The organism is Streptomyces sp. NPDC048106, assembly GCF_040706415.1.
GTDB lineage: Bacteria > Actinomycetota > Actinomycetes > Streptomycetales > Streptomycetaceae > Streptomyces.
Genome location: NZ_JBEZND010000043.1, coordinates 57,717 through 82,471, shown reverse-complemented (window position 1 = coordinate 82,471; position 24,755 = coordinate 57,717). Strand labels below are relative to the sequence as shown.

Here is a 24,755-nt window from a genome sequence, read left to right as displayed (position 1 = left end):
GTCGCAATCCACACCGAACCGGAAGGGCCCTCACCTGTTCAAGATCCCTCAGCCGAGACCTGGCTCACCCGTCCACAACCTCCCCGGACAGAACACCTAGGTCAGCTGCTCCGGCAGGGGGGCCGCGTGGGTCACGACGAGGCCGGAGACCGCTCGGGTGAGGGCCACGTACAGCCGCCGCAGGCCCGTCCGCTCGTCCGGTTCGCCGTCGACCACCGCCTGCGGCTCGTCCAGGACCACGTAGTCGTACTCCAGACCCTTGGCGAGCGAGGCCGGCACGAGGGTCAGCCGGGTCTCGCGGGTGGTCTCCTCGCCCGGCGCGAGATAGCCGATCCCGGCCGCCGTCAGCGCCTCGGCCAGTGCCGGGATCCGGGCGTCGGCGGCGATCAGGCCGGTCGAGCCCTCGTTGGCCAGCAACTCCTCGCAGGCTGCGACGACTTGGCCTACGGCGGCGGCTTGGTCCGCGGTGCCGTCCTGGTCCGCCGCATCGATCGCGCGGACCTCGAAGAAGCCCGGGTTCTCGCGGACGGAGGCGACCGGGGTCAGGCCCGGCGCGATGTGCGGGAGCAGCCGGGAGGCGTACGTGATGACGTCGGTCGGCACGCGGAAACCGGCCGTCAATTCCTCGATCACGCCGTCCTGTTTGCCCAGGTGGCGCAGCGCCTCGTCCCAACTCCGCGTCGCCCAGGGCGTCGTGCCCTGCGCGAGGTCGCCGAGGACGGTGGCGCTGCCCGTGGTGCAGCGGCGGCCCACCGCCCGGTACTGCATGGGGGAGAGGTCCTGCGCCTCGTCCAGGACCACATGGCCGAGCGAGTGCGTGCGCTGGATGAGGTCGGCCGCCTCGTCGATCAGCACCGCGTCCGCGGCGGACCACCTGGCCGACTTCACGCTGCGGACCGGCTTGGTCCACAGGATCGTCTTCTGCTCGTCCTCGTCCAGGATCCCGGCCGCGTGCTCGGCGAGGAACTCCGGCTCGCCGAGCAGCCGCAGCACCAGCTTCGCCGGGTCGACGGCCGGCCAGATCGCCTTCACGGCCGCCTTCACCGCGCTGTTGCGCGCCACCGCGTCCTGCACCCGGTCGTCCGGCGCCTCCCCGGCCCGCTCCATCTGCACCAGCACCGCGTGCGCGATCCGCTGCGGCAGGGCCTCGCGGGCGGCGCCGTACCGGATCTCCCGGTCCAGCAACTGCCGTACCAGCTCCTCCAGTTCGTACGCCGGGACCCGCCAGCGCCGCGAACCGCGCACCACCACCACCGGTTCCGTCGGCAGGGTCACGTACGAGTACAGGGCCCGGCGCAGCACCTCGGCCATCCGGGCGTCGCCCTTGACGACCGCGGCGGCCGCCTCGTCCGTGCCGCGCACCTCCACCTGCGCCACCAGGTCGTCCACGGTGGCCTGCTGCACGGACAGCTCGCCCAGCGCCGGCAGCACCTGCTCGATGTAGTGCAGGAAGGACTTGTTCGGGCCGATGACCAGGGTGCCGGTGCGGGCGAGGCGCTCCCGGTGCGCGTACAGCAGGTACGCCACCCGGTGCAGGCCGACGGCGGTCTTCCCGGTGCCGGGGCCGCCCTGGACGCAGACGGTGCCGCCGAGCCCGCTGCGGACGATCTCGTCCTGCTCGGGCTGGATGGTGGCGACGATGTCCCGCATCGGACCGACGCGCGGCCGCTCGATCTCCTGCTGGAGCAGCTTGCTGGTGGTGGCCGTCTCGGCGGGGTCGGACAGCCGCTCGTCCTCGTACGCCGTCAGGTCCCCGCCGGTGTAGCCGAAGCGGCGGCGCAGCCCGATGTCCATCGGGTCCTTCTTGGACGCCCGGTAGAACGGCTGCGAGACCGGGGCGCGCCAGTCGATGACCATGGGATCGCCGTCGGCGTCGTGCACGTGCCGGCGCCCGATGTAGAACTGCTCGCCCGCCGCGCCCTCGGCCTGCTCCGCGCCCGGTGCGTGCAGGTAGTCGAGCCGGCCGAAGAACAGCGGGGTGTCGCTGAGGTCGGCCAGCGCCTTGATGCGGTCGTCGATCTGGCGGCTGAGGACCGCGGCGTTGACCCAGTTCGCGGTGACGTCCCGGATGTCCAGCGCCTCCACGTCCTCGCGCATGGCCCGCAGGGCGGCACGGGAGCCGGCGAGGTGGGAGCGCTCTCGGGACAGGGGGTCGGTGGCGGGGTCGGTGGCCTGGTCGTGGGCGGGCGTGGACAAGGGGGTGCCTCCGGTGGGCCTGCTGCGTGGCGGTACGACGGTGACGGTGTCGCCGGTGACGACGTGCCGTCCGGTTTCCGGCCGGGCGGCGGCTCTCCACGGAGGGGAGGCGGGCAAGAGAGGGGATTTTAGTGAGCGCGCGCGGTGAACGCCAATGGATTTCGTCCAGCCGACGCCCGCCAGACGCCCGCCAGACGCCCTCCCGGCGTCCTCCAAGCGCCCCCTAGGGGACGCCGGGAGGGCCGGTGTGGGGGAGGGATCGGGGAGGGGTCCACCCTCGGGTGCAGAAGAGGGTCACCGGAATTGGACCCGTGGGCCGATACCGCCGCGGGGCCCGGAGTTCCACCATGGAGTCATGAGCGCAGCAACCGTTTCCCCCTCCCCTCCCCGGCCCCCGATCGGAGCCACGGCCGTGGACGGCGCCCCGCGTCACCTCCTGGGCAGCGCCCTGCGCGCGCTGAAGGTGTTCGCGGAGGCGGCGTTCGGCGTCGTCATCCTCGGTGAGTACGGGGAGGAGGCGGGCATACGCCGGGCGTGACGGCACTCGCCCTGCCCGCCCCGCCCGCCGGTCAGCTCTCGGTCTCGGACCGGCCCTCCGTCTCCGCGAGGATCTCGTCCGCGTCCATGATCCGGTAGGCGTACCCCTGCTCGGCCAGGAAGCGCTGGCGGTGGGCGGCGAAGTCCTGGTCGATGGTGTCGCGGGCCACGACCGAGTAGAAGTGCGCCTGGTGGCCGTCGGCCTTGGGCCGCAGCACCCGGCCGAGCCGCTGGGCCTCCTCCTGGCGGGAGCCGAAGGTGCCGGACACCTGGATGGCGACCGTGGCCTCGGGCAGGTCGATGGAGAAGTTGGCGACCTTGGACACCACCAGCACGTTGATCTCGCCCTCACGGAAGGCGTCGAAGAGCTTCTCGCGCTGGGCGTTGGAGGTCTCGCCCTTGATGACCGGGGCGTTCAAGTGCTCGCCCAGCTCGTCGAGTTGGTCGATGTACTGGCCGATGACGAGGATCTGCTGGCCCGCGAACCGGCGGACGATCGCCTCCGTGACCTTCCGCTTGGTGTCCGTGGTGGCGCAGAAGCGGTACTTCTCCTCCGTCTCGGCCGTCGCGTAGGCCAGCCGCTCGGACTCCGTCAGGTTCACCCGGACCTCGACGCAGTCGGCGGGCGCGATGTAGCCCTGCGCCTCGATCTCCTTCCAGGGCGCGTCGAACCGCTTGGGCCCGATCAGGGAGAACACGTCCGACTCACGGCCGTCCTCGCGCACCAGCGTGGCGGTCAGCCCCAGCCGCCGCCGTGCCTGGAGATCGGCGGTGAACTTGAAGACGGGAGCCGGCAGCAGATGCACCTCGTCGTAGACGATCAGTCCCCAGTCCCGGGAGTCGAACAGCTCCAGGTGTGGATAGACGCCCTTCCGCTTGGTCGTCAGCACCTGGTAGGTGGCGATGGTGACCGGGCGGATCTCCTTGCGCGTCCCGCTGTACTCGCCGATCTCGTCCTCGGTCAGCGAGGTCCGCTTCACCAGCTCGTGCTTCCACTGCCGCGCGGAGACGGTGTTGGTCACGAGGATCAGGGTGGTCGACTTCGCCTCGGCCATGGAGGCGGCGCCCACCAGCGTCTTGCCCGCACCGCAGGGCAGCACCACGACACCGCTGCCGCCGTGCCAGAAGTTCTCCACTGCCTGCTTCTGGTACGGCCGCAGGGTCCAGCCGTCCTCGGCCAGGTCGATGGGGTGCGCCTCGCCGTCCACGTATCCGGCGAGGTCCTCGGCCGGCCAGCCGAGCTTCAGCAGCGTCTGCTTGATCTGCCCGCGCTCGGAGGGGTGCACCGCCACGGTGTCCGGGTCGATCCGCGCGCCGACCAGCGGGGTGATCCGCTTGGACTTCAGGACCTCTTCGAGCACCGGCCGGTCGGTGGTCGTCAGGACGAGTCCGTGCGCGGGGTGCTTGGAGAGGGTGAGGCGGCCGTAGCGGTCCATCGTCTCGGCGATGTCCACGAGCAGCGCGTGCGGCACCGGATAGCGGCTGTACTGCACCAGCGCGTCCACGACCTGCTCCGCGTCGTGCCCCGCGGCCCGCGCGTTCCACAGACCGAGCGGGGTCACCCGGTAGGTGTGGATGTGCTCGGGAGCCCGCTCCAGCTCGGCGAACGGAGCGATGGCCCGCCGGCAGTCGTCGGCCTGCTCGTGGTCGACTTCCAGGAGCAGGGTTTTGTCGGACTGGACGATCAGTGGACCATTCACGCGCGGCACACCCTTTCCACTACGGCCTCCACTACAGCCAAACGTCCAGTGTGCCCCATCCGGTGCCGATCACGGCGGGTCGCGGGCCGCCGGGGTCCGCTCCGGTCAGTCCTCGGCGAGTTCGGCGACCCCGGTGATGCGGTGCAGCGGGTAGGTCCGTACCTCGTCCGCCGTGTGGTCGTACGCCGTCACGAAGCCGCCCTCCACGCGGATCGGGGCGATGACGCGCTGGCTGGCGCCCCCCTCGGCGTTGACGTACCCGATCCACAGGGAGTCGCCGGTGAGCACGGCTGCCTGCACGGTGGCCAGGGTCTCGGCGGAGGAGGTGCGGGGCAGCTCACCGGCGGCCGGGTCGGTGCCGGTGGCCTTGCGGGGGGCGGTGGCGGCCAGGTCGCCGGCCCGGATCGCGCGGACCGCGGCCGCCAGGAGCGTGGCGTCGGGCGGCGGCGGACCGTCGGGCACCGGCTCGGGCGCGGTCTGGGGCGGGGTGCGGTGGGCGTGGGCGCGGGTGATGAGCACATCGCCCTCGGCGGACTCGGCGGCGGGCGCGAAGCCCATCGCGCGCAGGCCCTCCAGCAGGGCGGCCGGGTCGGACTGGGCGGCCAGCACGGTCGGGGCGAGGCGGCGCAGGCGCAGGCCGGTGGCGCGCTTGTCGGCGAGGATCTCGTTCAGCAGGGCGTCGTCGTCGCAGCGGACGTACGCCGAGGCGGCGCCGACCCGCAGATGGCCGTGCCTGCGGGCCACGTCGTCGATCAGGTAGGCGAGCGGCTGCGGGACCGGGGTGCGCGAGTGCCGGGCGAGGAAGTCGTGCAGATCGGCGGCGGTCCGCCCGGCGTCCAGGGCCCGGCGCACCGACCCCGGCGTGAACCGGTACACCGTCGCGCCACCCTTCGACTCCACGTCCGCGAGCACGCCGAGCGTCTCCGCGAGCGGTCGCTCCAGCGGCCCCGGAGCGACCGCCGTCAGGTCGGCCTGGAGGAGGACGTGGTCGAGGGGCTCGGGGAGGAGAGGGGCGAGGACACGGGCGGCGGAGGCGGTCGCGACGGCCTGCTCGGCGGGGGAGAGGGGGGCCGGGGACGCGGGGACGGCCGGGGCAGGGGTGGTGAGAGTGGGGGCGGCCGGGCGGTGATGGACGGGAAGCTTGTCCCCGGGACCACTGGGCTCACCCGCACCCGCACCCGCACCCGCGCCCGCCGGGCCGCCCACGCCTCCCGCGCCGGTCAGGCCGGCGGGGTCGGCCGATTCGCCCCCTCCGCCCGGACCGCCGGGGGCGCCCGTCGCCGACGGGCCCAGCAGCGCCCGGCCATGGGCGGACAGGGCGCCCCGGCCCGTCACGCCCAGCATCTCGGCCTCCGCGAGGGTCCAGCGGGCCAGCCGGGTGCGGAGGTCCTCGGCGGTGGCGTCCTTGGCGGGGCGGGGGGCGCCCGAGGTGTTGCGCAGGGGGCGTTCCCAGTGCAGGCGGGCCAGGACCGACTCGGGGTCGGCGGCGGTGCCCGCCGGGAGGCCGGCCAGCAGGGCCAGGACCCGGTGCCGCACCTCGGGCGCGGCCGAGCGGTCCAGGCCGGGGCCGAGCGCGGAGAGCGCCCGGTCCTTCGCGTCCCGGCCGCCGACCAGGCCCGGCACCCGGGTCGCCGTCAGCCAGGCCTGGGCGAGCAGCGCCCAGCGCTCGGCCGGGGGCAGCTCCAGCCACTCGTCGTGGAAGGGGGTGGCGGCGTACCGCTCGTCGGCCTCGCCGTCGGAGGCCAGCAGGCCGGCCGCGTAGGCCAGTTCGACCCAGAACGCGGCGACCGGCTCGGGCACGTCCAGGGCGACGGCGGTCCGCTTGAGATCGCGCACGCTGAGCCCCCCGGCCCGCAGCACCGCGGGCCCGCCCTCGTCCCAGTCCTTCAGCAGCTCCTCGACGGTGGCGAGCGCGGTGTGGGCCTGCCCGGCCGCCGTCGCGTCCACCCCCGTCGGCCGGTGGGTCGCGGCCGGTTCCACCGCGGGCGGCAGCGGCTCGGGCCGCTGGTGCGCGCGGCCCGCGCGCAGGTGCAGGGCCACCTCGCGGGGCAGTACGACGGTGCCGGGAGCGGTCGGCAGCAGCAGGCCCCGGTCGAGGAGCCAGCGCAGATGGGCGGCCGGTTCCGGGGTGACCTGCCCGTACGGCGGCCCCCACACCAGCCGGGACAGCACCTCCAGGGAGCCCTCCGGCGCCCCGGAGAGCAGCTCGGCCATCTTCTTCCGGTCGGTGAACAGGGCGGTCAGCGCGGTCACCGCCGACACCGAGTCATGGGTCGAGGCCAGCCCCGCCGTGGTCACGATCTCCTGGATCCGCCCCGGGGACATGCCCGAGGTGGCCTCGTGCACGGTGGGCCCGAGCCCGGTCGGGGAGGGGTGCTGCGGGGACGGCGCGAGCAGTTCGCGGGCGGTGCGCACCAGGCGCAGCCGCTCGTCGTCGCCCCAGACCAGCGCCTGCTCGCGCAGGGTGCCGAGGGCGCGGGGGAGCGCGGCGGCCACCGTCTCGTCCCCGGCGTCCCCGGCCATCAGCCCCAGCAGGGTGGCGCCGGAGGCCGGGTCCGGGGCCACGGCCAGCGCCTCGGCGGTCTGCAGCGCGAAGCGGTCCAGCCGTTCCAGGGCCCGCAGCACCGAGGCCCGGGTGCCGGCCCGGGTGGCCAGCTGGGTCAGATCGGTGGGGACGGGCGCGATGAGGTCCGGGCGGCTGCGCAGCAGCGCGGCCAGGGAGGCGTCGTCCCTGGCGCGGAGCGCCTCCGCGAGGGACCGAGGGGCTGGGTTGGCCTCTTGGCTCATCCGGCCAACGGTAGCGGGTTACCTCCCGCGGTTCAGCCGTGGCGGGCGCGCCCCCGCTCTGCGCTACCGTCCTCACGGGGTTTCAGTCGGCGTCACCCCGGAGGGATTCCGTGGGCATCGAAAGCGACAAGGTCGTCTACGAGTACCTGAGCCGCGTCGGGGACATCGCTCAGCAGCGGCAGCTGCCGTCGTCCGCGCGCATGCGGCTGGTATCGGAACTGCGCAACGAGATCGACCGCGACCGGGCCAGGGCGACGGTGGACAGTCCCGCCGCGGTCCGCCGCATCCTGGACCGCCTGGGCACCCCCGACGAGGTGGTCGAGGCCGCGGGCGGCGCCGGGCCCGCCGCCGGCGCGGGCCACTCGTCCGCCGCCGTACCGGCCCAGCCCGCGCCCCGGGAGCGGGAGCCGGAGCGCGCGGCGCAGGATGACGAGCGTCCGCGGGGCCTGCGCCGTGTCGTGCCCCGGCCGCGTCCCGCCGAGTCCCGGCCCGAGCCGTCCGTGCCGCGGGACGAGCCGTCCCCGCCGCATACCGCGGGCGCGCACGAACTGGGGGACGCGGCCGAGCCGCCCGACTGGTGGCGGCTGGCCGACGGCGCCTTCGGCGGCGCCCGGAACAGCCCCTTCCTGGACACCGACCCGGTGCCGGGCTTCGTCGGCGGGGTGGAGATCCCCGACCTGCTCCGCCGGCCACCGCACGAGCGGGAGAAGGAGAAGCAGGAGAAGGAGAAGGCGAAGGAGAAGGCGAAGGCGCCGCAGGCCCCCGCTCCCGCCCGCCGCTTCGGTCTGTTCCCGCGCCGTGCCGCGGCGCCCGCCCCCGCCGAGGCGCCGGAGGGCGACGCGCCCGCCCCCACCCGCCGCCTCCTGCCCGGTCCCGCCGCCGGCTGGTCCAACCCGTTCCTGCTGCTGGCCGCCGCCGCGCTGGTCGCCGGGGCGGTGCTGGGCAACTGGTTCGTGCTGCTCGCGGGCTGGGCGATCGCCTACACCTCCCGGCGGCTGTCCCCGTCCGAGAGCAAGTGGGCCGTGCTCGTCCTGCCCGGCACCGCGGCCGCGGCGGGCCTGGTGTGGCTGTGGGGACGGCAGAACGGCCGCTGGGGCGACCCGATCGCCCAGGGGCAGATGGCCGATGCCCTCTCCCAGACCTGGCCCTGGGTGGTGCGGGGCGCGGCCGTCGCCTCGGCGCTGTACGTGGTGTGGCGCTCACAGCGCAAAGGCTGAGCGGCGAGCCGAGCGACGAGCCGAGTGGGGAACCGAGTGGGGAACCGAGTGGGGATTGGGGGACTGTCGTACCCACCTGGCACCATGTCCCCCATGGCCTCCCTCACCGTCGGCTTCGACCTCGACATGACCCTCATCGACTCCCGGCCGGGCATCCGCGCCTGCTACCTGGAACTGTCCGAGCGGACGGGGACGTACATCGACGCCGACCTGGTGGTCACCCGGCTCGGCCCGCCGCTGGCGGACGAGCTGGTGAACTGGTTCCCGGCCGAGCGGGTGGCCGCGGTGGCCGATCTGTACCGGGAGATCTACCCGTCCATAGCCATCGCCGCGACGCCCGCCATGGAAGGCGCCCGTGAGGCCATGGCGGCGGTGCGCGCGGCCGGCGGCCGGACCATGGTGGTCACCGCGAAGTACGAGCCGAACGCGAAGCTGCACCTGTCGCACCTGGGCATCGAGCCGGACGTGGTCGTGGGCGACCTGTGGGCCGAGCAGAAGGCGCAGGCACTGCGCGAGCACGGCGCGGGCGTGTACGTCGGCGACCACACCGGCGACGTGCGCGGGGCGCGTACGGCGGGCGCGCTGTCGGTCGCCGTGGCGACCGGGCCCTGCCCGGCGGACGAGCTGCGCGCGGCCGGGGCGGACGTCGTCCTGGACGACCTGTCCGCCTTCCCGGCGTGGCTGGCCGATTACCGCCCCTGACGGCACCGGCCGGTACGGCCCTCGCGAGCGCTCGCTACCGCGACGCCGAGGCGCTCCGCGCCTGGCGTCGGCCTGCCGCGATCGACCGCAGCACGCCCGCGCCGGCCACGAGGAATCCGACGCCCATGAGCATGCACAGACCGTACATGTAGGTCGGAAACGGCTTGGTTCCGAGGAACAGCGGGACCATGGTGACCAGGGTGGCCAGGGCCCCGACGAAGAACACGATGGCACCGGCGCGGATCAGTCCGTCACCGGGTCCGGCGGAATTCACTTGGGTTTTGTCACGCACCGGACCAGGGTAGTTCCTGCGCGAGAGAACGACCGGGGGACGTCTTGTCACCGGGTCCAAGACCATTAGCCTTGATGACGGCGGGTCACGGTCGACCCGCTCTAGTGCTATCAAGAGCCGTTTCCGAAGCAGTTTTCCCGACGAGTACGAGGACGAGGACAGACGTGCCTACCGGCAAGGTCAAGTGGTTCAACAGCGAGAAGGGCTTCGGCTTTCTCTCCCGTGACGACGGCGGTGACGTCTTCGTCCATTCCTCGGTTCTCCCCGCCGGAGTCGAAGCGCTCAAGCCGGGACAGCGTGTGGAGTTCGGCGTGGTCGCCGGTCAGCGCGGCGACCAGGCACTGTCGGTGATCGTGCTCGACCCGACCCCCTCCGTGGCCGCCGCCCAGCGCAAGAAGCCCGACGAGCTGGCCTCGATCGTGCAGGACCTGACGACCCTCCTGGAGAACATCACCCCGATGCTGGAGAAGGGCCGCTACCCCGAGAAGGCCTCCGGCAAGAAGATCGCCGGGCTGCTCCGCGCGGTCGCCGACCAGCTGGACGTCTGAGGTCCGGCCGGCCCGGCGACCGGGCTCCCGTCAGGGAAAGGCGAGCGCGTCCGGGCCGAGGGGCGGCACCAGTCCCTCGGCCGCCGCACGGGTGAGCAGCCCGCGGATCGCGGCGTACCCGTCCTCGCCGAGATCGGCGGTGAACTCGTTGACGTACAGCCCGATGTGCTGGTCGGCCACGGCCGGGTCCATCTCCTGGGCGTGCGCCATGACATACGGCCGGGAGACCTCGGGCTCCGCCCAGGCGGCCCGCACCGAGGCGCGCACCGAGTCCGCGAGCCCCGTCAGCGCCTCGGCGCCCAGCGACCGCTTGGCCACGATCGCGCCCAGCGGGATCGGCAGCCCGGTCGTCCGCTCCCAGTGCTCGCCCATGTCGGCGAGCTTGTGCAGCCCGTAGTTCTGGTAGGTGAAGCGGGCCTCGTGGATCACCAGCCCCGCGTCCACCTTGCCGTCCCGCACGGCCGGCATGATCTCGTGGAACGGCATGACCACGATCTCGCCGACGCCGCCCGCCCGTCGCCCACCACCACCCTCAACCGAGGGCCCTGCGGGCCCGCTCCTTTCGATTCCGACCGTGTCCGCGGCCCACAGCCGGAACAGCAGGTAGGCCGTCGACTTCTCGCTCGGCACCGCGACCGTACGCCCCGTGAGATCGGTACCTGCCTCCTTCGTGAGCACCAGCGGCCCGCAGCCCCGGCCGAGCGCGCCGCCGCAGGGCAGCAGCGCGTACTCGTCGAGGACGTACGGCAGGACGGCGTACGACACCTTGAGCACGTCGAACTCGCCGCGTTCGGCCATGCCGTTGGTGATGTCGATGTCGGCGAAGGTCACGTCCAGCGCGGGGGCGCCAGGGACGCGGCCGTGGGCGAGGGCGTCGAAGACGAAGGTGTCGTTGGGGCAGGGCGAGTACGCGATCTGCAACGGCTCACTGGTCATACGGTTTTCCAACTCTCCAATGCGGGCGCGAGCTTCCCGAAGGCCGCGGTGAGGGCGGCGAGGGCGTCGCCGATGCGCCAGGCGGCGCGGTCGCGCGGGCCGACCGGGTTGGAGATCGCGCGGATCTCCAGCACCGGGACGCCCTGTGCGTCGGCGGCCTCGGCGACGCCGAAGCCCTCCATGCCCTCGGCGAGCGCGCGGGGGTGCCGGGCGCGCAGCGTGGCGGCGCGGGCGGCGGTGCCGGTCACGGTGGACACGGTGAGGACCGTGCCGGTACGGGCGCCGGTGGCCTCGGCCACGACCCGTACGAGTGATTCCGGCGGGCGATGGGTGACGATCCCGAACCCCAGTTCGGTGACCGGGAGGAAGCCGTCGGGGGTCTCCGCGCCCAGGTCGGCCACGGTGATCGCGTCGGCGACGACGAGCGAGCCGAGCGGCGCCCCGGGCGCGAACCCGCCGCCGATCCCGGCCGAGACGACCAGGTCGTAGGGGGTGCCGGCGAGGGCGGCCGCGGTGAGCGCGGCGGCGGTGGAGCCTGCGGCCCGCGCGGGCCCGACTCCGGCGGCGAGCAGGTCGAGCACGGCGGCGGCGGGACCGGCGCCGGCGGTCGTACGGCACAGCACCGCACCCGGCAGTCGTATCTCGTGCGCCTGGTGCGGGAACGCCTGCGCCACCGCGTCCCGTTCGACCGGGACCGCGGTGGCCACGAGGACCCGTGCGGACGTCGTGATCAGGCCTTCTTCAGCTTGAAGGACCACACGCCCTTGGTGGGGTTGGCGCCCATCTGGATCACCAGCGTGTTGGTGTTGCCGCCGGTGCCGTACTGCTCGTTGAAGAACGCGTTGCCCGGCAGGGTGCGGTACGTCTCCTTGCTGAGGCTGGTGAACGGGCGGCCGTTGACCAGCACGGCCCAGCCGGCGTCCGCGATCTTCGGGTCGACGCCGATGCGGATCGTCGAGTCCTCGTTCACCGAGATCGACTTCGCGTTGCCGGTCTTCTTGGCGCAGTCCGCCAGGGCCTTGGCGTCGAGCTTGTCGCCGTCGTTGTAGCAGACCGCCTCGGAGTGCACCGTGTTCTTGCCGACGGTGATCGTCGCGGTGGGCGTCGGCTTGTCGCAGGCCGACAGGACGAGCAGTCCGGCGGTAACGGCGCCGGCGGCGGCGACGGCGCGGCGGCGTCGCACAACGGATTGCAGCGTGGTCATGGCCGAAGGCTATCGGTCGCCCGGAGTCGTCCGCCCACGCGGGGTGCGGCGTGCCCGGTTCGTTACGCCAGTCGTGTCCGCGACAACCGAACCGTGTCCGGTTCGTCATGCGACCTGCCCCTTTGCGTCACCGTCCCGTCGGATCGGGGTGCCGTCACGCCACCCGGGCGCGGGGCCGGCCGGCGCCCCGGGCGGAGGCGACCAGGCCGCGCAGGGTGCTCAGCCAGCCCACGGCCACGAACGCGGCGCCGGCCAGCAGCCCGGCCGTGCCGTTGAGCGGCATCACGATGCCGACCGCGCCGCCGAACACCCACGCCATCTGGAGCAGCGTCTCGGAGCGGGCGAAGGCCGAGCTGCGCACCAGCTCCGGCACGTCCCGCTGGATCAGCGCGTCCAGCGCCAGCTTGCCCAGCGCCTGCGCGAACCCGGCGACCGCCGCGAGACACGCCACCAGGACGGCCCCGAAGAACACCGCGGCCACGATCGCCATGCCCAGGGCCGCCGCGACGACCGTCACGATGATGATCTCCGGCGCGCGGGACCTCAGCCACGCCCCCACCGCCGTGCCCAGCGCGTTGCCGGTGCCCGCCGCGACGCCCACCAGACCCAGCGAGACCACCGCGCTCCGGCCGCCGAGCGGGTGCTCGCGCAGCAGGAAGGCGAGGAAGAAGATCAGTAAGCCGGAGAGGCAGCGCAGGGCGGCGTTGGCGCCGAGGGCGTGGGTCACGGCGGGCCCGACCGTGCGCAGTCCGGGCCGCTTCGCCCGGGTCCTGGGCAGCCGTGTCTCGTCGGCGGCGAGCAGCGCCACGGCCTCGCCGCGGGCCGAGTCCACCTTGGGCGGCAGCGAGAAGGACAGCGCCGTACCGCCCACGAAGATCACGAAGGCGCCGTAGAGGGGCCAGGGATCGCCGATCCGGTGCAGTCCCGCCGCGATCGGCGCGGCCACCCCGGTGGCGAGCAGCCCGGCCAGCGTGACCCGGGAGTTGGCCTTCACCAGCGAGAACAGGGGCGGCAGCAGCCGCGGCACGACGGCGCTGCGCACCACGCCGTACGCCTTGGACGCCACCAGCACGCCCAGCGCGGCGGGATACAGCTCCAGGCTCCCGGTGGCCACCGCGCCCGAGATCAGCAGGGCGAGCAGCGCCCGCGCCAGCATGGCCGCCGCCATCGCGGCCCGGCGCCCGTGCGGGAGCCGGTCGAGCAGCGGGCCGATGACCGGGGCGAGGACGGTGAACGGCGCCATGGTGATCGCCAGATACAGCGCGACCCGCCCGCGTGCCTCGTCGGTCGGCACGGAGAAGAAGACGGTGGAGGCCAGCGCCACGGTGATCATGACGTCCCCGGCGCCGTTCACCGCGTGCAGCTCGATCAGCTTGCCGAGGCCCGACTCGCCCGCGCCGTGCGCGTGTGTCGCCCTGCGGATGCCGCGCGCGGCGCCGGTCACGGGCAGGTGCAGGGCACGCCCGACGGACCGGGCGGCACCGCCGACCCGGCGCGTACCGCCACCCCGAACCCCACGCCTGTCCGCGGTTGCCACGAGGTTCATAGTGCCCCGAGTTGCCGCCGGATAGTGCGGATACGGCACGTATGGCGGCGAACCGCCCCCGCCACCGGGGCGGAGGGGGCGGGTGAAGTGGGGGAGAATGCCGTCGAGCGGCAACGAATCCTGTTCGGTGTAGCGTGCGTATCTCAGCCATAACGCAGAATGGATGGCAGAGGTGCGCCCGAGCGCGCGGATGAGGCAGACGTCGATGCGGTCCTGAGGTCCGCTCCGTCGCCCAACCCGCCGGAGGCAGCCGCCTTGACGAGACGGCGTAGGAGAGAAGCGATACCTGTGAGCGCAGCGACCACGCGAAGCCGCACCCCCGACCGCCTGTGCGCCGAGGCGGTCGACCTCGCCCGCGCCGCCGCGGAGGAGGCGGCCGCGCCCGGCGTGGTCGGCGAGCACTCCGGTCTCGTCTCCGAGGGCGACCGTGTCGTCACGCACTTCTTCGAGTGCAAGGAGATGGGCTACCGGGGCTGGCGCTGGGCCGTGACCGTGGCCCGCGCCTCCCGCGCCAAGATCGTCACGCTGGACGAGGTGGTGCTGCTTCCCGGCCCCGACGCGCTGCTCGCGCCCGAGTGGGTGCCCTGGAGCGAGCGGCTGCGCCCCGGCGACCTCGGCCCCGGCGATCTGCTCCCCACCGACCAGGACGACCTGCGCCTGGAGCCGGGCTACACCGGCGAGGACCAGCCGCCTGCCGACTCGGTGGTCTCCGAGGAACTGGCGGAGCTGGCGGAGGCCGAGGACGCGGACGTGACCCCGGGCGCGCCGGCCGTCCAGCCGACGGTGCCCACGCGCGGCTCCATCGCCGCGGTGGCCGAGGAACTGGGCATGCGCAGGGCGCGTGTTCTGTCCCGCTACGGCCTGCACAGCGCGGCCGACCGCTGGGAGGAGGCGTTCGGCCCGAAGACGCCGATGGCCCAGGCGGCGCCGGCCACGTGTCTGACCTGTGGCTTCCTGGCGCCCATCGGTGGCTCCCTCGGCCAGGCCTTCGGCGTGTGCGCCAACGAGTTCGCCCCGGCGGACGGCCGGGTGGTCTCCCTCGCCTACGGCTGCGGCGGTCACTCCGAGGCGGCGGTCATGCCCAAGCCCCCGCAGCCGGCCGCGCCGGTCATCGACGAGACCCGCGTCGAGCCCTTCCCGCTGCACCCCGCCCGCGACTCCGGTTCCGTCCCGGAGACGACGGACGAGGAGACGGCGGAACTGGGCCACTCCTGACCGTGGTCCGCCCCGCGGCGGAGCCGGACCTCCCCGGCTTCCTGGCCCTGGCGGCCGAGGTGGAGCACTGGTTCGGCCCGATGGTGGCCGACCCCGGCTTCACCGAGGCCGTGACGCGGGGCATCGCCCGGTCCACGGCACTGGTGGCGCACGGCGCGTCCGGGGAACTCCTGGGCGCCCTCCTCTTCGGCGGCAAGGCCCCGCTGCACAAGGTGCACTGGCTGGTCGTCACGCAGCGGTCCCGCGGCGAGGGCGTGGGCCGCGCGCTGCTGGCCGACGCGATCCACCGGTTCGTCCGGCCCCCGGCCACCGTCGAGGTGGTCACCTTCGGCCCGGATCACCCCGGCGCGGTGACCAGCGGCGCCCGCGCCTTCTACGAGGCCCTCGGCTTCACTCCCGCCGAACCGGCCGCTCCCGGCCCGGAGGGCGGCTCCCGCCAGGTCTACCGCCGCGCCCTTCCCTGACGGCCGGCCGCCGCGGAGCGGCGATGTCGGCGACGCGCTGTACCTTCTTCCTCACGTCGACGAGGAGTGTGAACGTGAGCAGCAAGTACGTGCGGCCGGCGCCCGAGGGTGCCGATCCCTTCGGGACGGCCCGGCTGCGTCGCGGTGTTCTCGACGCCTGGGCCACCAGCCCCGCGAGGTTCCGGGAGGACGCCAACGCCGAGGAGGACCTCGTACTGGGCGGCTACCGGGACCGCCTGGTGGTCGAGCTGGCGCAGAACGCCGCCGACGCCGCCGCCCGCGCCCAGGTGCCGGGCCGGCTGCGGCTCACCCTCCGCGACGGCGTGCTGGTCGCGGCCAACACCGGCGCCCCCCTGGACGCGACCGGCGTCGAGTCGCTGTCCACGCTGCGCGCCTCCGCCAAGCGCGACGCCGACCCGCACGGCGCCGTCGGCCGGTTCGGCGTCGGTTTCGCCGCCGTCCTCTCGGTCACGGACGAACCCGCCCTCGTCGGCCGGCACGGCGGCGTCCGCTGGTCCCTCGCCGAGGCGCGCGAGCTGGCCGCCGACACCGCCCGGCACAGCCCCGGCCTCGGCGACGAGGTCCGGCGCCGCGCGGGCCATGTCCCGCTGCTCCGGCTGCCCTTCGCCGCCGAGGGCACCGCGCCCGACCCGTACGACACCGCCGTCATCCTCCCGCTGCGCGACGCGGCCGCAGCCGACCTCGCCGAGCGCCTGCTCGACGCGGTCGACGACGCGCTCCTGCTCACCCTCCCCGGCCTGGCGGAGGTCGTCATCGAGGTCGGCGACGCCGCGCCCCGCACCCTGTCCCGGAGCACCGAGGGCGCCGTCACCGTCGTGGCGGACTCGCGGGAGGGCACGACCCGCTGGCGCACCGCCTCCGCGCACGGACCGCTCGCCCAGGAACTGCTCGCCGACCGGCCGGTGGAGGAGCGGCTGCGGCCCCACTGGTCGGTGACCTGGGCCGTGCCGGAGGACGAGCACGGACGCCCGCTGCGGCCCCGCACGTCCCCCGTCGTGCACGCCCCCACGCCCAGCGACGAACCCCTCGGCGTCCCCGCCCTCCTCATCGCCTCCTTCCCCCTCGACACCACCCGCCGGCACACCGCCCCCGGCCCCCTCACCGACTTCCTGGTGCAGCGCGCGGCCGACGCCTACACCGAACTGCTCGCCGGATGGCGCCCGGTGACCGAGGCCGCCGTCGACCTCGTACCGGGACCGCTGGGCAAGGGGGAGCTGGACGGCGCGCTGCGCCAGGCCCTCCTGGAGCGGCTGCCGCGCACCGCCTTCCTGCCGCCCGCGCTGCCCGGCAAGGGCGGCGAGGACGAGCTTCCGGAGGCGATCCGGCCCAGGGACGCGGAGATCGTGGAGGGCGCCGGCACCGACACCGTGCGGGTGCTCGCCGAGGTGCTGCCCACCCTGCTGCCCGCCGGTCTGGAGCGCCGCGCCGAGCTGCGCACCCTCGGCGTCGCCCGGCTCCCGCTCGCCGACGCCGTCGACCGGCTCGCGGGCCTGGAGAAGGAGCCCGGCTGGTGGTGGCGGCTCTACGACAGCCTCGCCGGGGTGGACGTGGACCGGCTGTCGGGCCTGCCCGTGCCGCTGGTCGACGGACGCACCACCATCGGGCCCCGGCAGGTGCTGCTGCCCACACCCGGCGGTGCCCGCATCGACGCGGACGTGCTCGGCCGGCTCGGCCTGAAGGTCGCCCACGAGGACGCCGCCCATCCGCTGCTGGAGAAGCTGGGCGCGCTGCCCGCCACCCCGCGCGCGGTGCTCACCACCCCCCAGGTGCGGGCCGCCGTCGCCGCCTCCCTGGACGAGGACGGCGCCCTCGGCTGGGAGGAGGACGCCCCGGACGCCGAGGAACTGGCCGACACCGTGCTCGGGCTGGTGCGCGACGCGGGCCTGGAGCCCGGTGACGAGCCCTGGCTCGGCGCCCTCGCGCTGCCCGACGAGGACGGCGAACTCGCACCCGCGGGCGAGCTGGTGCTCCCCGGCAGCGCCTTCGCCCGGGTGATCCGCGAGGACGAACTGCCCGCCGTCGACCACGACCTGGCCGAGCGGTGGGGCGAACAGCCGCTCACCGCCTGCGGGGTGCTCGCCAACTTCGCGCTGGTGCGCGCCACCGACGTCGTCCTCGACCCAGACGAACTGGAGCCCCGCGAGGGCGACTTCGCCGAACCGGACGACGCCGGGCTGCTGGACGCCGTGGACGTGTGGTGCGAGGACATCCTCGACCGCTTCCCGGACAGCCCGGTGCCCCCGGTCGCCACCGAAATCGTCGCCGTGCGCGACCTCGACCTGGTGGACGACGACCACTGGCCCGAGGCCCTCTCCCTGCTCGCCCGTCCGCCGCTGCGCGACGCCCTCACCCAGCCGGTGCGCGTCCTGCTGCCCGACGGCACTCACGAGGTCGTACGGCCGTACACCGCGTGGTGGTTGCGCGGGCACCCCGTGCTGGACGGCCGGCGCCCCGCGGGTCTCCTCGCCGCCGGCGGCGATCCGCTGCTGCGGGGCCTGTACGACGAGGCCGACGCCACCGGGTTCGAGGACGAGCAGGTGCTGCGCGCGCTCGGCGTACGGACCTCGGTCGACGCGCTCCTGGACGAGCCCGGCGGCGCCGCCGAACTGCTGGACCGGCTCGCCGACCCGGACCGCCGGGTCACCGGCGCCCAACTGCACGGTTTGTACGGGGCGTTGGCGGACCTGGATCCGGAACGGGTGACGCTGCCGGACGAGTTGCGGGCCGTGGTCGACGGACGGGTGACGGTCGTGGACGCCGCCGACGCCGTGGTCGTCGACTCCCCGGACCTGCTGCCCTTCACCTCCGGCGTGCCCCTGCTGCCCGTGCGGCCGGCCCGCGCCGCCGAACTGGCCGAGCTGTTCCAGGTGCGGCGGCTCAGCGAGTCCGTCACCGGCGAAGTGCACTCCGAGGGCACCGAGCACGACGTGCCGGAGCCGGTACGGGTGCTGCTCGGCCCGCGCACGCCCGGGACGTACGTCGAGCACGACGAACTGGTCGTGGACGGCGTGGAGATCGACTGGCGGCTGACCGACGACGGGGTGCTGCACGCGGCCACCCTGGAAGGGGTGGCCGCGGGACTCGCCTGGGCGGCCGGGCAGTGGCCGCGCCGCTTCGAGGTCGCGGCCCTGCTGGAGGACCCGTCCCGAACCGAGGAGCTGGCGCGGGACCGCTGGTTCGACTGACGCCGGACCCGTCTCCGGAAAACTCTTACAAATTCCGCCATCCCCACACAACCGTTCCCCTGCGGGCGCCATCTGATGTCGCGGAGTCGACCGACTCCCCATTCACTCCGTACGCAGGGGAACAGCACATGCGTATTCGTGCCACCGTGGCCGCCGTCTCCGGCGCCCTGGCCCTCTCCGCCCTCGCCCTGCCCGCGGCGCACGCCGCCGGGCAGGAGCGGGTGCCCGCGGGGAACCCGGCGAGCAAGGCCGCCCACGCCGCCCACCACCAGGGCCGCGCCACCTTCGCCGTCGCCGCCTCGGGCACGCCCTACCAGCTGAACGCCACCTTCTCCGCCGTGAAGGTGAACAACGGCAAGAACATCTCCGTCGGCACCACCAACGTGGTCAAGGTGCCGGTCTCCTTCACGCTGACCCACGGCACCGAGGTCCCCGTCCACGCCAAGGACTTCGTCGCGGCCGTCGAGCTGTACCGCGGCACCTCCTTCGACGACTCGATCTACTACGTCGACAGCGCCGCCGCGACCTGCACGGACACCTCCACGACGGTGGCCGCCTGCACCTCCACCGTGGCCATCGACCCGGCCGGCCTGCTCAGCGAGGACGCCGGCGCCTGGAAGGCCGCCGCCTACGCCGTCGCCTTCAACGGCCAGAACCCCGACCAGCCGGCCGACATGACCAAGGTGGGCGTGGCAGTCAAGGACCCGACCAACTCCTTCGACCTCCAGCGCTGGGCCACCCTGAACACCGACGCCGCCCCGGAGCCGGTGAAGAAGGGCAAGACCGTCACCGTCACCGGCAAGCTGGCCCGCGCCGACTGGGAGGACGGCAAGTACCACGGCTACGCCAACCAGCCGGTCAAGCTCCAGTTCCGCAAGAAGGGCTCCAGCACCTACAGCACGCTGAAGACCGTCAGCACCAACTCCACGGGCAACCTGAAGACCACGACCACCGCCACGGTCGACGGCTACTTCCGCTACGCCTTCGCGGGCACCACGACCACCCCGGCGACCACCGCCACGGGCGACTACGTCGACGTGCAGTAAGCCTCTCCGCGAAAGGCCCTAGCCGGGAAAGCGGCGGTCGACCCACTTCCACAGGAACTCCAGGGCGGCCGCCGCCACCACCGAGACCGCCACCGCCGTCCACGGCATGGCGAGTCCCTCCAGCCGCAGCGCGAAGAAGCTCTGCAACGCCGGCACGACGAGCACCAGCAGGAACGCCACGGCCATCGCCGCCACCAGCGCCACCCGCCACCAGGTGTAGGGGCGGGCGATGATCGCCAGCACCCACATGGAGATCAGGAACAGGGTCAGCGTGGCGGCGCTGGTCTCCGCCTGGAGGTGACCGGGTCCGCTGTAGTGCTGCCGGGCGATCAGGTACGTCACGAAGGTCGCCACCCCGGCCACCACGCCGCCCGGCACCGAGTACCGCATCACCTGGCGCACGAAGTGCGGTCTCGCCCGCTCGTTGTTGGGCGCGAGGGCCAGGAAGAAGGCCGGGACGCCGATGGTGAGCGTGGACAGCAGGGTCAGATGGCGGGGCAGAAAGGGGTATTCCACCCGCCAGCAGACCACCAGCACCGCGAGCAGCACCGAGTAGACCGTCTTCACCAGGAACAGCGTCGCCACCCGCGTGATGTTGCCGATCACCCGGCGGCCCTCGCCGACCACATACGGCAGGCTCGCGAAGCTGTTGTCCAGCAGCACGATCTGCGCCACCGCCCGGGTGGCCTCCGAGCCCGAGCCCATGGCCACCCCGATGTCGGCGTCCTTGAGGGCGAGCACGTCGTTCACCCCGTCGCCGGTCATCGCCACCGTGTGCCCGCGCGACTGGAGCGCGCCCACCATGTCCCGCTTCTGCTGCGGGGTGACCCGCCCGAAGACGGTTCCCGCCTCCACCACCTGAGCCATCGCGGCCTGGTCCGGGGGCAGCCGCCGGGCGTCCGTCGCCGCGCCCTTGAGGCCCAGCTTGGCCGCGACCGCGCCGACCGACACCGCGTTGTCGCCGGAGATGACCTTGGGCGTCACCCGCTGCTCGGTGAAGTAGCGCAGGGTGTCGGCCGCGTCGGGGCGCAGCCGCTGTTCGAGCACGACCAGGGCGGTGGGGCGGGCGCCCCGGGCCGGCGTGGCGTCGTCCAGGTCCCGGCGGGCCCGCGCCAGCAGCAGCACCCGCAGCCCCTGCTCGTTGAGCCGCTCGGTCTCGGCGAGCGCCGGGTCGTCGGCGCCGAGCAGCACGTCCGGGGCGCCCAGCAGCCAGGTGCTGATCTCCCCGTCGCCCTCGCTGAACGCGGCCCCGCTGTACTTGCGGGCCGAGGAGAAGGGGAGCGACTCGACGCAGCGCCACTCGTCGTCGTCCGGGTAGGCGTCGATGATCGCCTGGAGGGAGGCGTTGGGCCGGGGGTCGGACTCGCCGAGCGCGCCGAGCACCTTGCGCACGTACGACTCGTCCGCGCCGTCCAGCGTGCGCAGCTCGGTGACGTCCATGCCGCCCTCGGTGAGCGTGCCGGTCTTGTCCAGGCAGACGGTGTCGACGCGGGCGAGGCCCTCGATGGCCGGCAGTTCCTGCACCAGGCACTGCTTGCGGCCGAGCCGGATGACACCGATGGCGAAGGCCACGGAGGTGAGCAGCACCAAGCCCTCCGGCACCATCGGGACGATGCCGCCGATGGTGCGGGCGACCGCGCCCTTGAGGTCGTCGTTCTTGACCACGAGCTGGGTGATGACCAGACCGGTCGCGGCCGGGGCCATCATCCAGGTGACGTACTTGAGGATCGTGGAGATGCCGGTGCGCAGCTCGGAGTGGACGAGGGTGAAGCGGGACGCCTCCTCGGCGAGCCGGACGGCATAGGCCTCCCGGCCGACCTTGGTCGCGGCGAAGGCGCCGCTGCCCGCGACCACGAAGCTGCCGGACATCACCGGGTCCCCGGGCCGCTTGACCACCGGGTCGGCCTCACCGGTGAGCAGGGACTCGTCGATCTCCAGCCCGTCGGCCTCCGCGCACACCCCGTCCACGACGGCCTTGTCGCCGGGCCCGATCTCGATGAGGTCGTCCAGGACGATCTCATCGGTGCCGATCTCGGCGGCTCTGCCGTCCCGGCGCACGGTCGGCCGGGCCTCCCCGATCACCGCGAGCGAGTCCAGGGTCTGCTTGGCCCGCCACTCCTGGACGATGCCGATACCGGTGTTGGCGAGGATCACGAAGCCGAACAGGCCGTCCTGGATCGGCGCGACGAACAGGGTGATCACCCAGAGCACGCCGATGATCGCGTTGAACCGGGTGAACACGTTCGCCCGGACGATCTCCCCGAGCGAGCGGCTGCTGCGCACGGGTACGTCGTTGACCTGGCCACGCGCCCGGCGCTCCGCGACCTCGGCCCCGGTCAGCCCCGCCGCCCGGGTCGTGGGCAGGGCCGCCGGGTGCGCCGGATCGAGTTCGGCGCCGGCGTCTATATGGCTCATGTATCCGACGTTACGTGGCCTTTGCGTGGCCGCCCACCCGGTATCCGGCGCCGGGGACTACTCCACAGGGGTGGATTCCGGCCGCTGTGCCGCCGCCCGCTTGATCGCCGCGTCCCGCTTGCGCACGTACCAGATGCCGATCAGCCCGAGCCCGCCCCCGGCCAGGCAGGTCCACACCCACCACAGATGGCCGTGGTCGTGGAACCAGCCGTAGAAGGGGAGCTGGACGAGGAACAGGACGAACCAGACGATCGTGCCGCCGGTGATGGTGGCGACCACGGGCCCCTCAAGGGGCTCGGGCGCCTCGTGCTGGGGGATCCACTTGGCCATGTCGGACAGCTTACGAGGCGATCAGTGCCCGGCAGGGTCTACGCGCGGAGATAGCGATCAAGCAATTCATACCTTCATACTGAAGCGGTTTGTTTTTGTCCACTTCCAGTCGTAGAAAACTCCAGGAGGGCTCGGTGGAGCCCCTCTGGTGATGAGGTCTCGCATGTCCACCTCGGCGCCTGCCAAGGTCCCCACCCCCGAGAGCCCGGGCGGTGCGTCTGTCAACGGTCCCCTCGACCGCTACTTCAAGATCTCCGAGCGCGGCAGCACCATCGCGCGGGAGGTCCGAGGTGGTCTCGCCACGTTCTTCGCGATGGCGTACATCATTGTGCTGAACCCGATCATTCTGGGCAGCGCGAAGGATATGTACGGTCATCATCTGGACAATGCCCAGCTGGTGACGGCGACCGCGCTCACGGCCGCCTTCAGCACGCTGCTGATGGGTGTCATCGGCAACGTGCCGATCGCCCTGGCCGCCGGCCTCGGCGTGAACTCGGTGGTCGCCCTCCAGCTTGCGCCCCGGATGACGTGGCCGGACGCGATGGGCATGGTCGTCCTGGCCGGTTTCGTGGTCATGCTGCTGGTCGCCACGGGTCTGCGTGAGCGCGTGATGAACGCGGTGCCGTTCGGTCTGCGCAAGGCGATCGCGATCGGTATCGGTCTGTTCATCATGCTGATCGGTCTGGTCGACTCCGGCTTCGTCAGCCGCATCCCGGACATCGCGCAGACCACGGTCCCGGTCCAGCTCGGCACCGGTGGTCACCTCACCGGCTGGCCGGTGCTGATCTTCGTCCTGGGCACGCTGCTCACCTTCGTCCTGATCGTGCGCAAGGTGTCGGGCGCCATCCTGATCTCCATCGTGGGCATGACCATCCTCGCGGTGATCCTCAACGCCGTCGTCAAGATCCCCTCCTGGGGCCTGACGGTGCCGAAGTGGCCCGGCAACCCGGTCGCCACCCCGGACTTCGGCCTGGTCGGCCAGGTCAGCCTGTTCGGCGGCTTCTCCAAGGTCGGCGTGCTGACCGGCATCCTCTTCGTCTTCACGGTCCTGCTGTCGTGCTTCTTCGACGCGATGGGCACGATCATGGGCATCAGCGACGAGGCCAAGCTGACCGACGCCCAGGGCTACATGCCCGGCATCAGCCGGGTGCTGTTCGTGGACGGCCTCGCGGTCGCGGCCGGCGGCGCCAGCTCCTCCTCGGCCACCACCGCCTTCGTGGAGTCCACGGCCGGTGTCGGCGAGGGCGCCCGCACGGGCTTCGCGAACGTCGTCACGGGCGCCCTGTTCGCGGTGTCGCTGTTCCTCACCCCGGTCGCCACGATGGTGCCCTCGCAGGCGGCCACCCCGGCGCTGATCGCGGTCGGCTTCCTGATCCTGTCGCACTCCATCAAGGAGATCGACTGGGCCGACTACACGATCGCGATCCCGGCGTTCGTGACCATGCTGATGATGCCGTTCACCTACTCGATCACCAACGGCATCGGCATGGGCTTCATCACCTTCACCGTCCTGCGCCTGGCCGCGGGCCGGTTCCGGGAGATCCCGGCGGCGATGTACGTCGTCTCGGCGGTCTTCGCCTTCTACTACCTGATGCCGGCCCTGGGCCTGACCTGATCCTCCCGGTTCCACGGCGTACGCCTCACGTGACGCCGTAGAACCGCTCCGTCTCCTCGACGGCGGTCTGGAACCGCTGGTCGAAGTCGTCGCGAATGAGCGTGCGGACCACATAGTCCTGCACGCTCATTCCTCTTTTCGCCGCGTGCTGCCGGAGCCGTTCGAGCAGCTCCCCGTCTATCCGCAGGCTGAGCACAGTGGTCCCCATGGGTACGAGGGTCGCCACTGCCGCCCTGCGGATGCGTCATTTTCCGGCACACACTCACTCGTACGGGTGATGGAAAGGCGCAGTGGCGGGCATCACGGGGACTCGTGCGCGTCCCGGTGGTCTTTAGTTAGAGTAATGAGTTACCCTAAGGACATGCCGGACCTGAACCATGGCGACGATGCTGCCGCCGTGAACTCCCTTCGCTCCGCCGTGATGCGGCTGTCCCGTCGGCTCAAGCACCAGCGGGTGGACGAGTCGCTGAGCCCCACCGAGATGTCGGTGCTCGGCACCCTGTCCCGCTGCGGCTCCGCCACGCCGGGCGAGCTGGCTCGCAAGGAGCACGTCCAGCCGCCCTCGATGACCCGCATCGTCGCGCTGCTCGAAGCGAAGGGACTGGTCCGCCTGGAGCCGCATCCGGAGGACCGGCGCCAGAAGGTCGTCACCCAGACCGAACTGGCCGAGACGATGCTCGAAGAGAGCCGCCGCAAGCGCAACGCCTTCCTGGCGGGCCTCGTCGACGGCCTCGGCGAGGACGAGTGGGCCAAGCTGCGCGACGCCGCCCCGGTGCTGGAGAAACTCGCACACCTGTAG

The 24,755-nt window shown here is 73.1% G+C and carries 21 protein-coding genes; 10 read left to right on the top strand and 11 right to left on the bottom strand.

The genetic code is table 11. The features are described from left to right. Positions 1–96: 96 nt before the first annotated feature. Positions 97–2,097 (bottom strand): UvrD-helicase domain-containing protein, encoded by a 2,001-nt coding sequence (locus AB0927_RS32895; RefSeq protein WP_366671452.1) that lies wholly within the window; start codon positions 2,095–2,097, stop codon positions 97–99. A 454-nt stretch (positions 2,098–2,551) separates the two neighbouring features. Between AB0927_RS32895 and AB0927_RS32890 the strand changes: the two genes are divergently transcribed. Continuing rightward, positions 2,552–2,734: a hypothetical protein gene (locus tag AB0927_RS32890; RefSeq protein WP_366671450.1), complete on the top strand. Its 183-nt coding sequence runs from the start codon at positions 2,552–2,554 to the stop codon at positions 2,732–2,734. Between the two features lie 31 nt (positions 2,735–2,765). Here AB0927_RS32890 and AB0927_RS32885 read toward each other — a convergent pair whose 3' ends face one another. After that, positions 2,766–4,433 carry a DNA repair helicase XPB gene (locus AB0927_RS32885; protein ID WP_366671449.1) on the bottom strand — a complete coding sequence of 556 codons (1,668 nt, stop codon included), beginning with the start codon at positions 4,431–4,433 and terminating at the stop codon, positions 2,766–2,768. Between the two features lie 105 nt (positions 4,434–4,538). After that, positions 4,539–7,220, bottom strand: a complete 2,682-nt coding sequence (locus AB0927_RS32880; protein ID WP_366671448.1) for a helicase C-terminal domain-containing protein — start codon at positions 7,218–7,220, stop codon at positions 4,539–4,541. Positions 7,221–7,330: 110 nt separating this feature from the next. Here AB0927_RS32880 and AB0927_RS32875 point away from each other — a divergent pair, with 110 nt between their 5' ends. Next, positions 7,331–8,437 (top strand): hypothetical protein, encoded by a 1,107-nt coding sequence (locus tag AB0927_RS32875; protein ID WP_366671447.1) that lies wholly within the window; start codon positions 7,331–7,333, stop codon positions 8,435–8,437. A gap of 84 nt (positions 8,438–8,521) precedes the next feature. Next, a complete protein-coding gene (locus tag AB0927_RS32870) occupies positions 8,522–9,139 on the top strand; it encodes an HAD family hydrolase (RefSeq protein ID WP_366671446.1) in 618 nt (205 codons plus the stop codon). 34 nt (positions 9,140–9,173) lie between these two features. Here AB0927_RS32870 and AB0927_RS32865 read toward each other — a convergent pair whose 3' ends face one another. Next, positions 9,174–9,431 (bottom strand): hypothetical protein, encoded by a 258-nt coding sequence (locus AB0927_RS32865; RefSeq protein WP_366671445.1) that lies wholly within the window; start codon positions 9,429–9,431, stop codon positions 9,174–9,176. A 164-nt stretch (positions 9,432–9,595) separates the two neighbouring features. Here AB0927_RS32865 and AB0927_RS32860 point away from each other — a divergent pair, with 164 nt between their 5' ends. Further along, a complete protein-coding gene (locus tag AB0927_RS32860; protein ID WP_285559186.1) occupies positions 9,596–9,979 on the top strand; it encodes a cold-shock protein in 384 nt (127 codons plus the stop codon). Between the two features lie 30 nt (positions 9,980–10,009). Here the strand turns inward: AB0927_RS32860 and AB0927_RS32855 are convergent, their stop codons facing one another. From AB0927_RS32855 to AB0927_RS32840, 4 genes are all read right to left on the bottom strand, one after another. Beyond that, positions 10,010–10,915 (bottom strand): 1,4-dihydroxy-6-naphthoate synthase, encoded by a 906-nt coding sequence (locus AB0927_RS32855; protein ID WP_366671444.1) that lies wholly within the window; start codon positions 10,913–10,915, stop codon positions 10,010–10,012. Next, positions 10,912–11,673 (bottom strand): futalosine hydrolase, encoded by a 762-nt coding sequence (locus tag AB0927_RS32850; RefSeq protein WP_366671443.1) that lies wholly within the window; start codon positions 11,671–11,673, stop codon positions 10,912–10,914. The genes AB0927_RS32855 and AB0927_RS32850 overlap by 4 nt, the downstream gene beginning before the upstream one ends. Continuing rightward, the gene (locus tag AB0927_RS32845; RefSeq protein WP_366671442.1) at positions 11,646–12,119 is read right to left on the bottom strand and encodes a DUF2771 domain-containing protein; all 474 of its coding nucleotides are present in this window, start codon (positions 12,117–12,119) and stop codon (positions 11,646–11,648) included. The genes AB0927_RS32850 and AB0927_RS32845 overlap by 28 nt, the downstream gene beginning before the upstream one ends. Before the next feature lie 154 nt (positions 12,120–12,273). Next, positions 12,274–13,665, bottom strand: coding sequence for an MFS transporter (locus tag AB0927_RS32840; protein ID WP_366671441.1), 1,392 nt, complete (start codon positions 13,663–13,665; stop codon positions 12,274–12,276). Positions 13,666–13,953: 288 nt separating this feature from the next. Here AB0927_RS32840 and AB0927_RS32835 point away from each other — a divergent pair, with 288 nt between their 5' ends. The 4 genes from AB0927_RS32835 to AB0927_RS32820 all read left to right on the top strand — a co-directional run bounded on the left by AB0927_RS32835 (position 13,954) and on the right by AB0927_RS32820 (position 19,596). Then, positions 13,954–14,880 carry a DUF3027 domain-containing protein gene (locus AB0927_RS32835; RefSeq protein WP_366671440.1) on the top strand — a complete coding sequence of 309 codons (927 nt, stop codon included), beginning with the start codon at positions 13,954–13,956 and terminating at the stop codon, positions 14,878–14,880. Positions 14,881–14,882: 2 nt separating this feature from the next. Beyond that, positions 14,883–15,344 carry a GNAT family N-acetyltransferase gene (locus AB0927_RS32830; RefSeq protein ID WP_366671439.1) on the top strand — a complete coding sequence of 154 codons (462 nt, stop codon included), beginning with the start codon at positions 14,883–14,885 and terminating at the stop codon, positions 15,342–15,344. 23 nt (positions 15,345–15,367) lie between these two features. Next, entirely contained in the window at positions 15,368–18,550 is a 3,183-nt protein-coding gene (locus tag AB0927_RS32825) for a molecular chaperone Hsp90 (protein WP_366671438.1), read from the top strand. 128 nt (positions 18,551–18,678) lie between these two features. After that, entirely contained in the window at positions 18,679–19,596 is a 918-nt protein-coding gene (locus AB0927_RS32820) for a hypothetical protein (protein ID WP_366671437.1), read from the top strand. A gap of 18 nt (positions 19,597–19,614) precedes the next feature. Here the strand turns inward: AB0927_RS32820 and AB0927_RS32815 are convergent, their stop codons facing one another. Next, positions 19,615–22,011, bottom strand: coding sequence for an HAD-IC family P-type ATPase (locus AB0927_RS32815; protein ID WP_366671436.1), 2,397 nt, complete (start codon positions 22,009–22,011; stop codon positions 19,615–19,617). A 57-nt stretch (positions 22,012–22,068) separates the two neighbouring features. Then, positions 22,069–22,341, bottom strand: a complete 273-nt coding sequence (locus AB0927_RS32810) for a DUF2530 domain-containing protein (protein WP_366671435.1) — start codon at positions 22,339–22,341, stop codon at positions 22,069–22,071. A 163-nt stretch (positions 22,342–22,504) separates the two neighbouring features. On the opposite strand from AB0927_RS32810, the gene AB0927_RS32805 reads away from it, so the two are divergent. Next, the gene (locus AB0927_RS32805; RefSeq protein WP_366671434.1) at positions 22,505–23,956 is read left to right on the top strand and encodes an NCS2 family permease; all 1,452 of its coding nucleotides are present in this window, start codon (positions 22,505–22,507) and stop codon (positions 23,954–23,956) included. 25 nt (positions 23,957–23,981) lie between these two features. On the opposite strand, the gene AB0927_RS32800 is transcribed toward AB0927_RS32805, so the two are convergent. After that, complete coding sequence (locus AB0927_RS32800; protein WP_366671433.1) at positions 23,982–24,164, bottom strand: ribbon-helix-helix protein, CopG family; 183 nt, start codon at positions 24,162–24,164, stop codon at positions 23,982–23,984. 153 nt (positions 24,165–24,317) lie between these two features. Between AB0927_RS32800 and AB0927_RS32795 the strand changes: the two genes are divergently transcribed. Continuing rightward, the gene (locus AB0927_RS32795; RefSeq protein WP_366671432.1) at positions 24,318–24,755 is read left to right on the top strand and encodes a MarR family transcriptional regulator; all 438 of its coding nucleotides are present in this window, start codon (positions 24,318–24,320) and stop codon (positions 24,753–24,755) included.